Annotated in this window: 5 protein-coding genes and 11 tRNA genes; 15 read left to right on the forward strand and 1 reads right to left on the reverse strand. The window is 50.2% G+C overall.

Annotated features, from left to right (window positions below; translation table 11 throughout):
- The first annotated feature begins 25 nt into the window (after positions 1-25).
- From IKE44_RS11080 to IKE44_RS11130, 11 genes are all read left to right on the forward strand, one after another.
- Positions 26-101, forward strand: a tRNA-Val gene (locus IKE44_RS11080).
- A gap of 27 nt (positions 102-128) precedes the next feature.
- Positions 129-205, forward strand: a tRNA-Met gene (locus IKE44_RS11085).
- Positions 206-209: 4 nt separating this feature from the next.
- Positions 210-285, forward strand: a tRNA-Asp gene (locus IKE44_RS11090).
- Positions 286-459: 174 nt separating this feature from the next.
- Positions 460-535, forward strand: a tRNA-Phe gene (locus IKE44_RS11095).
- Between the two features lie 208 nt (positions 536-743).
- Positions 744-819: transfer RNA gene (locus tag IKE44_RS11100), tRNA-Thr, on the forward strand.
- 7 nt (positions 820-826) lie between these two features.
- Positions 827-899 (forward strand) — tRNA-His (locus IKE44_RS11105).
- Between the two features lie 171 nt (positions 900-1,070).
- Positions 1,071-1,141: transfer RNA gene (locus tag IKE44_RS11110), tRNA-Gly, on the forward strand.
- Positions 1,142-1,147: 6 nt separating this feature from the next.
- Positions 1,148-1,221: transfer RNA gene (locus tag IKE44_RS11115), tRNA-Ile, on the forward strand.
- A 203-nt stretch (positions 1,222-1,424) separates the two neighbouring features.
- Positions 1,425-1,499 (forward strand) — tRNA-Asn (locus tag IKE44_RS11120).
- Between the two features lie 7 nt (positions 1,500-1,506).
- Positions 1,507-1,599 (forward strand) — tRNA-Ser (locus IKE44_RS11125).
- Between the two features lie 4 nt (positions 1,600-1,603).
- Positions 1,604-1,675: transfer RNA gene (locus IKE44_RS11130), tRNA-Glu, on the forward strand.
- Positions 1,676-1,973: 298 nt separating this feature from the next.
- Here the strand turns inward: IKE44_RS11130 and IKE44_RS11135 are convergent.
- Complete coding sequence (locus IKE44_RS11135) at positions 1,974-2,639, reverse strand: B3/B4 domain-containing protein (protein WP_033016385.1); 666 nt, start codon at positions 2,637-2,639, stop codon at positions 1,974-1,976.
- 52 nt (positions 2,640-2,691) lie between these two features.
- Here IKE44_RS11135 and queG point away from each other — a divergent pair, with 52 nt between their 5' ends.
- From queG to IKE44_RS11155, 4 genes are all read left to right on the forward strand, one after another.
- Complete coding sequence (gene queG, locus IKE44_RS11140) at positions 2,692-3,834, forward strand: tRNA epoxyqueuosine(34) reductase QueG (RefSeq protein WP_049624376.1); 1,143 nt, start codon at positions 2,692-2,694, stop codon at positions 3,832-3,834.
- 61 nt (positions 3,835-3,895) lie between these two features.
- Complete coding sequence (locus IKE44_RS11145) at positions 3,896-4,759, forward strand: amidase domain-containing protein (protein ID WP_033016387.1); 864 nt, start codon at positions 3,896-3,898, stop codon at positions 4,757-4,759.
- A 20-nt stretch (positions 4,760-4,779) separates the two neighbouring features.
- Positions 4,780-5,253 (forward strand): tRNA (uridine(34)/cytosine(34)/5-carboxymethylaminomethyluridine(34)-2'-O)-methyltransferase TrmL, encoded by a 474-nt coding sequence (gene trmL / locus IKE44_RS11150; RefSeq protein ID WP_049624377.1) that lies wholly within the window; start codon positions 4,780-4,782, stop codon positions 5,251-5,253.
- Between the two features lie 326 nt (positions 5,254-5,579).
- On the forward strand, positions 5,580-7,475 hold the full coding sequence (locus tag IKE44_RS11155) for a PrkA family serine protein kinase (RefSeq protein WP_049624378.1): 1,896 nt from the start codon (positions 5,580-5,582) through the stop codon (positions 7,473-7,475).
- Positions 7,476-7,822 lie beyond the last annotated feature (347 nt).

The raw sequence follows: 7,822 nt of genomic DNA on the forward strand, positions 1-7,822 counted from the left end.
GTAGGTCGCTGCTAGGCAATTTCGTGGAGGATTAGCTCAGCTGGGAGAGCACTTGCCTTACAAGCAAGGGGTCGGCGGTTCGATCCCGTCATCCTCCACCACTTACACCAATTGTGTATTCTTATCGCCGCGGGGTGGAGCAGTCCGGTAGCTCGTCGGGCTCATAACCCGAAGGTCGCAGGTTCAAATCCTGCCCCCGCAACCAAATTGGTCCCGTAGTGTAGTGGTTAACATGCCTGCCTGTCACGCAGGAGATCGCGGGTTCGAGTCCCGTCGGGACCGCCATTCTTTCAAAATTGTGAAAGATGAAAAATACGGCTCAGCAGCTCATTCGGTAGAGACGAGCATCTGCTTCATCGAATTCGCTTCGAGTTGCCTCAACGCATCGAGCGTCTTTGAATCAGCTGGTAGAGGAAGAGGCACAGAGCAATTCAACGAGCGAGTTAAAAAATAATATATGGCTCGGTAGCTCAGTCGGTAGAGCAAAGGACTGAAAATCCTTGTGTCGGCGGTTCGATTCCGTCCCGAGCCACCATCAAACTATAAATTATGCCGTCTTAGCTCAATTGGTAGAGAAGAGCATTCGCATCGTTGAATCTGCTTCGAGTTGTCCCGACGCATCCCACTTCTTTGAATAAGCTTGCAGAGGAAGGGACACCGAGCATTTGATTTCCTCGAATCAGCTTGTAGAGGAAGAGGAACAACCGAGCAGATCATATGATCCAGTAACTCATGTTAAATGTGCCGGCTTAGCTCAATTGGTAGAGCAACTGACTTGTAATCAGTAGGTTGCGGGTTCAAGTCCTGCAGCCGGCACCAGAACGAGGCGACTATGGCGAAGTGGTTAACGCACCAGATTGTGGCTCTGGCATGCGTGGGTTCGATTCCCACTAGTCGCCCTTTTCATTATATTCTATATTTGCGGGTGTAGTTTAGTGGTAAAACCTCAGCCACGAGCATCTGCATCATCGAATTAGCTTCGAGTTGCCCCGACGCATCTGGCTTCTATGAATCAGCTGGTAGAGGAAGGGGCATGGAAGCAGCGTGGCGGATGTTAAGCCAAATATTATGCGGGTGTAGTTTAGTGGTAAAACCTCAGCCTTCCAAGCTGATGTCGTGGGTTCGATTCCCATCACCCGCTTTTGATGGGCCTATAGCTCAGCTGGTCAGAGCGCACGCCTGATAAGCGTGAGGTCGGTGGTTCAAGTCCACTTAGGCCCATTATTTTCCATTGAATATTTTTGGGTCATTCGCTATAATAATGGGCGAACAATGCCCCATCGTTCCACAGCAAAATCGGAGCGACGAGCTTCACATCTTCGAATTCGCTGCGAGTTGCCTCGACGCATCTCGCTTCCTTGAATTAGCTGGCAGAGAAAGAGGCAACGAGTACATTTGGAAGATGTGCATAACATATACATCATTCCGCAATAGCTCAGCGGTAGAGCAACCGGCTGTTAACCGGTAGGTCGTAGGTTCGAATCCTACTTGCGGAGCCATTTCTTTGGAGAAGTACCCAAGTGGCTGAAGGGGACGGTTTGCTAAACCGTTAGGTCGCAGTTTTGCGGCGCGCGGGTTCAAATCCCGCCTTCTCCGCCATAATGGCCCGTTGGTCAAGTGGTTAAGACACCGCCCTTTCACGGCGGTAACACGGGTTCGAATCCCGTACGGGTCACTGGTTGCTGGCACCAGAGATTCTGGTGCCCTTTTGTACAATTTCTTTTGTCGATTTTTGCGTTTTTTCTTGCGATGCGTGTGGAAGTCTGTTATAATATCTCTCGTTAGCTTTAAAATTACGTTATGATTGTTGGGGACAACGCAGTGTTTCGTTTCGTTAAAGAACGAGGCATTGCGTTTTTTTATTTACCACCCTAAACCGAGAAGACCCTCATTTCCACGCGTGAGCGTAGGGAGAGAGTTCAGGTAGGAAGGGAGTCCCCCGTTTCCAACGGCAGGAAAGTGGGGGGAGAAGATCAAACGAACAATTGGGCGTCGGCTTCGCCGCCATGAATTTGCACAAACATCGTTTGGATGGCTTGAAGCCGGCGCTTGGCGGTTTCTTCTGGCGTTGATGGGAGAAAGTAAACGATTTGCAAAGCGTTTTTCGTTTCTCTCGTCACGGCGGTCCGCTCCGAATCGACGATCGGACTGCCAAACGGCCCTCGTTCATCTTTGCTGACGAGTTTGTTGGCAAAGTTGACTGTGCGGCCGTTTAACGCGATGTATTCATCTTTTTCCGTGCCGATCGTGAGCGTCACTGTCCCGTTGATGCGGTCTAGATCATAGATGCCGAGCGGAATTTTATAATAGAGTGAAAAAAAGTTGTTTATGTCTGCCGCTGAATGGATAGGCGGAATGAAGCTTTTTTTCTGGATGCGTCGGTACAGGCTTTCACTTGACGGTCGATAGCGGCTTGGGTCCGTTCCGATTTGTTTGAAAGTACGGCGCCATTCGACCATTTCAGGAATGTCGGCAATCGACTTTTCCTGCAGCTCGATGTAAAGAGATTCTTGAAACAGCTCAAGCCGCCCCCTTAACATTTGCGGTGAATCGCTGACCTCGATATGATAATAGCGGATGACGCCGAATTTACCAGAAGGAAGGCGTTGCTTTAGTTGTTCTGATATCACGCATTTCATCTTGATCACCTCGGATTTCATTTTACCATATATGACGAAAGGAGGGAAAACGATGGATGTTATGGCATTAAAGCAGGAAGTCATTGAGTACAGTCGGTCAATCGGCATTGATAAAATCGGATTTGCGAGCGCTGATCCGTTTGTGGAATTAAAGGAACGGCTGCGCCGCCAGCAGGAGCTCGGCTATCAGTCCGGTTTTGAGGAACCAGATATTGAGAAACGGACGAATCCTTCATTGCTTCTTCCGGAAGCAAAATCGATTATTGCCATTGCTCTTGCCTATCCGTCTAAAATGAAAAATGCGCCGCGGGGGACAAAGACGGAACGGCGCGGCGTTTTTTGCCGCGCTTCATGGGGAAAGGACTACCACGATGTGTTGCGGGAACGTTTGCAGCAGCTCGAGGAGTTTTTGCTGGCCAAAGTGCCCCATGCCCGCGTTCGCTCGATGGTGGATACCGGAGAGCTCGCCGATCGGGCGGTGGCGGAACGGGCAGGGATCGGTTGGAGTGGCAAAAACTGCTCTATTATTACACCAGAGTTTGGATCGTATGTGTATTTGGGAGAAATGATTACGAATATTCCATTTCCCCCTGATGAACCGGTTGAAAACCGATGCGGCACGTGCACGAAATGCATTGATGCCTGCCCGACTGGGGCGCTTGTGCAAGGGGGACAACTGAACGCACAGCGGTGCCTTTCCTTTTTAACGCAAACGAAAGGCTTTTTGGCCGACGAGTTTCGAGAGAAAATCGGGAATCGGCTGTATGGCTGCGATACATGCCAGCAAGTCTGCCCGGAAAATAAGGGAAAAGACTTTCATTTGCATCCGGAATTCGAGGCGGATCCGGAAGCGGTAAAGCCGAAACTCATCCCGCTGCTTCAGATGAGCAACCGTGAATTTCAAGAAACATTTGGGGCCATGGCGGGTTCATGGCGTGGGAAAAAGCCGATTCAGCGCAATGCCATTCTGGCGCTTGCCCATTACAAAGACCAAACCGCGGTGCCGCATTTGCTGCGTTTGTTGAAAGAGGATAGCCGTCCCGTCATCCGCGGGACGGCGGCGTGGGCGCTCGGGAAAATCGGGGATCCAAGCGCTAAGCCTTATTTGGAGGCCGCGCGGCAAACGGAGGCGGATGCCGATGTGATCGCTGAGATTGAAAAAGGACTAAAACTGTTGGCTGAGGCAAAGGAATAGGGAAAAAAACGCAGCTTCCCCACATAAGGTAGTAACAAAAACGAAAGTGGTGGAAAGCAGCATGAAAAAACAGTTGCGCGCGTGGTTGGATGAGCGAGCCCGCTCGTTTGTGTCGGAAAGCAATATCCGAAGCGAAGAGGCGGCAAGAAAGCAACAGCTTTGCCAAAAGCGCGGTGCGGAGATCGTCCGTTGCACGATCCGGGGGCAAATTGTCGGCAGGCAGACCATTGAGCGGGAAGCGAAAGTGATGTATATTGCCCACCATCAATTTTTAATTAAGCAAAGGGGTTCACTATATATAGAAGAACAGGTTGAGGAGCGATGCGCCTGTTTTGTTGGCGGTGAGCTTGTTGCTGATGAACCGATCAACCGATTGGGGGGGGATATGGAGGCGCCGCGCGTCGAACGAGAGCAATGGACGGGAGATCGTCTTTCTTACCAGTATGACCGCGCCCGGGCGGTTCGGTATGCGGAAACGTGGTGGAATCGGCATAACCCGGTGTTTCCGTCGTTTCCGGTGGATTGCACGAATTTTGTTTCCCAATGCTTGTATGCGGGCGGGGCACCGATGACGGGCTATCCGAACCGGGCGAGGGGATGGTGGTGTCAAAACGGAAGTTGGAGTTACAGCTGGGCTGTCGCTCATTCCTTTCGTTGGTATTTGAGCGGGTCGTGCATTGGCTTGCAGGCGGTGGAAGTGGCGGAGCCGGAGCAATTGATGGCAGGCGATGTCATCTGTTATGATTTTCAAGGGGACGGACGCTTCGACCACTCAACGATTGTGGTGGCGAAAGATCAGAACGGGATGCCGCTTGTGAACGCCCATACGACAAACAGCCGAATGCGCTATTGGTCGTATGAAGATTCAAGCGCCTATACGCCGAACATTCGCTATAAGTTTTTTCACATCATCGATCGCAAATAAACGTTGCTGAGGTGAAGGAAATGCCGCTTCATGTAGTGCTATACCAGCCAGAAATTCCAGCCAATACTGGAAACATCGCTCGTACGTGCGCAGCAACCGATACGTCGCTCCATTTGATCCGCCCGCTCGGTTTTTCTACGGATGATAAAATGTTAAAGCGCGCCGGGCTTGATTATTGGCCGTATGTCAATATTTCGTATTATGACTCGCTTGACGAACTATTCGCCCGCTTTCCGGAAGGGGAGTTTTATTTCATTACGAAATTCGGGCGCCGGTATTATGATTCGTTTGATTTCAGCGATACAGAAAAACATATTTTCTTTGTGTTCGGCCGTGAAACGACCGGACTGCCGAGGGAGCTGCTTGAGGCCAATATGGACCGTTGCCTTCGCATCCCGATGAATGACAAAGTACGCTCGTTAAACTTGTCGAACACGGCGGCCATTTTAGTGTACGAAGCGTTGCGCCAACAACGGTTTTATGGGTTGTCATAAACAAAAAAAAACGACCTTCGCTCTGGAGGTCGTTTTTTTGGTCTTATTGTCTGACGCCTGGTTTGTCTTCATAGCCAGCGGTGAAAATGGCCGTCAAAAACGCAATGATAACCCCTAGCACAAGCAACGTGCGCATCGTTTGTTCCTCCTTCATAATGAAAGTGGCAGGCGTTTCCCCCTTTATTATAGCGAATATGGCTAAGCATGTGAATGACCGCAGTTGGTTGTTAGGAGACAAAATTTTTTTTGCGGCGAATGATACGGGACATCCTCACATAAATTGTAATAATCTTGCTGTTAGACATCCAAGGGTGAGGAGGTCCTTTATGGATATTTTGCAAAAAATCACCCGGTATCGGGAAGAAGAAGAAAAGTTGAAATGGGAAGGAACGTTTGCCGAGTATTTAAAGATTTTAAAAGAAAAGCCGTGGGTGGCCCAGTCGGCTCATTCGCGTGTTTATAATATGATCAAAGATGCTGGGGTCGAAGAGGTGAATGGGCGGAAACGATATAAGTTTTTTAGCCAGCACCTGTTCGGGCTTGAGGAGGCGCTTGAGCGGCTCGTTGAGGAATATTTCCACCCGGCGGCGAAGCGGCTTGATGTGCGGAAACGGATTTTGCTGCTGATGGGGCCGGTCGGCGGCGGGAAATCGACGTTGGTAACGCTCCTGAAGCGCGGGCTTGAGGAGTACTCCAAAACGGAGCACGGAGCCGTTTATGCGATTAAAGGGTGCCCGATGCATGAAGACCCGCTTCACCTCATTCCTCACCATTTGCGCGACGATTTTTACCGCGAATACGGAATTCGCATCGAAGGCGAGCTGTCGCCGCTCAATATGATGCGGCTTGAGAAAGAGTACGGCGGACGCATTGAAGACGTGCTAGTGGAGCGCATTTTCTTCTCGGAAAACCGCCGCGTCGGCATCGGGACGTTCAGTCCGTCTGATCCAAAATCGCAAGACATCGCCGATTTAACGGGAAGCATCGATTTTTCAACGATCGCGGAATACGGCTCCGAGTCCGACCCGCGCGCGTACCGGTTTGACGGCGAGCTGAACAAAGCCAACCGCGGGATTATGGAATTTCAAGAGATGTTAAAGTGCGATGAAAAATTTCTTTGGCATTTGCTGTCGCTGACGCAAGAAGGCAATTTCAAGGCTGGGCGGTTTGCTTTAATCAGCGCCGACGAATTGATTATCGCTCATACGAACGAAACGGAATATCGGTCGTTCATCGCCAACAAAAAGAACGAGGCGCTCCATTCGCGCATCATCGTCATGCCGATTCCATACAACTTGCGCGTCTCGGAAGAAGAGCGCATTTACGAAAAAATGATCCGCGAAAGCGATGTCGCCGACGTGCATATCGCCCCGCATACATTGCGGATTGCGGCCATGTTTACGATTTTGACTCGGCTGAAAGAGTCGAAGCGGCCGGATGTGGATTTATTGAAGAAAATGCGCTTGTATGATGGCGAAATGATCGAAGGATTCAGCGAGGTCGATGTGGAGGAGCTGAAAAAGGAGCATCCGGACGAGGGGATGAGCGGCATCGACCCACGCTATGTCATCAACCGCATTTCTGCCTGCATCATTCGCAAAGGAGTGCTGTCGATCAATGCGCTTGACGTGCTTCGTTCGTTGAAAGAAGGGTTGGATCAGCATCCGTCGATCACGAAGGAAGACCGCGAGCGGTATTTGAATTTCATTTCGCTCGTGCGCAAGGAGTATGATGAAATCGCAAAACAAGAAGTGCAAAAGGCGTTCGTCTATTCGTATGAAGAGTCAGCGAAAACGTTGATGGATAACTATTTGGACAACGTCGAGGCGTACTGCAACAAGACGAAACTGCGCGATCCGCTTACGGGTGAGGAAATGAATCCGGATGAAAAGCTGATGCGCTCGATTGAGGAACAGATCGGCATTTCGGAAAATGCGAAAAAGGCGTTCCGGGAAGAAATTTTAATCCGCATTTCCGCCTACGCACGCAAAGGGCAAAAGTTTGACTACAATTCGCATGAGCGGTTGCGTGAAGCGATCCGGAAAAAGCTGTTTGCTGATTTAAAGGATATTGTGAAAATCACGACATCGACGAAAACGCCCGATGAACAGCAACTGAAAAAAATTAATGAAGTCGTCGCCCGCCTGATCGATGAATACGGGTACAACTCCACGTCGGCCAATGAATTGCTCCGCTATGTCGGCAGCTTGTTGAACCGCTAGGCATGCCTCGAGCGCCGGGGCATGCTTTTTTGCATCGATAATCGGGCTTGTCCGTCCGTTGTTCGCTTTTCTATTTTCGGCATTCATCTGTCAATTATTTTGAATTTTTGCATAGGATAAAATAAACAACTTGGCATAGTGATGGTCCGTTTTGATGACGCCAACATAAGTATATGCGGGAAAGTGAAAAGTGTGAGAACCATTTTAAGGTAGCGTCAAAAGTTCTATGAAAACTCCACACAGATCATCCCATTGAGCATCGTGGGGCATGCGGAGGGCCGGATTCGCCCTTGACCAACACCCGCCAAAGGTGCGGAAGAGTCGTCAAGGGCGACGGGGACAAAAAA

Origin of the sequence: Geobacillus sp. (genome assembly GCF_017515625.1) — a bacterium.
In the GTDB taxonomy this organism is placed as follows: domain Bacteria; phylum Bacillota; class Bacilli; order Bacillales; family Anoxybacillaceae; genus Geobacillus; species Geobacillus stearothermophilus.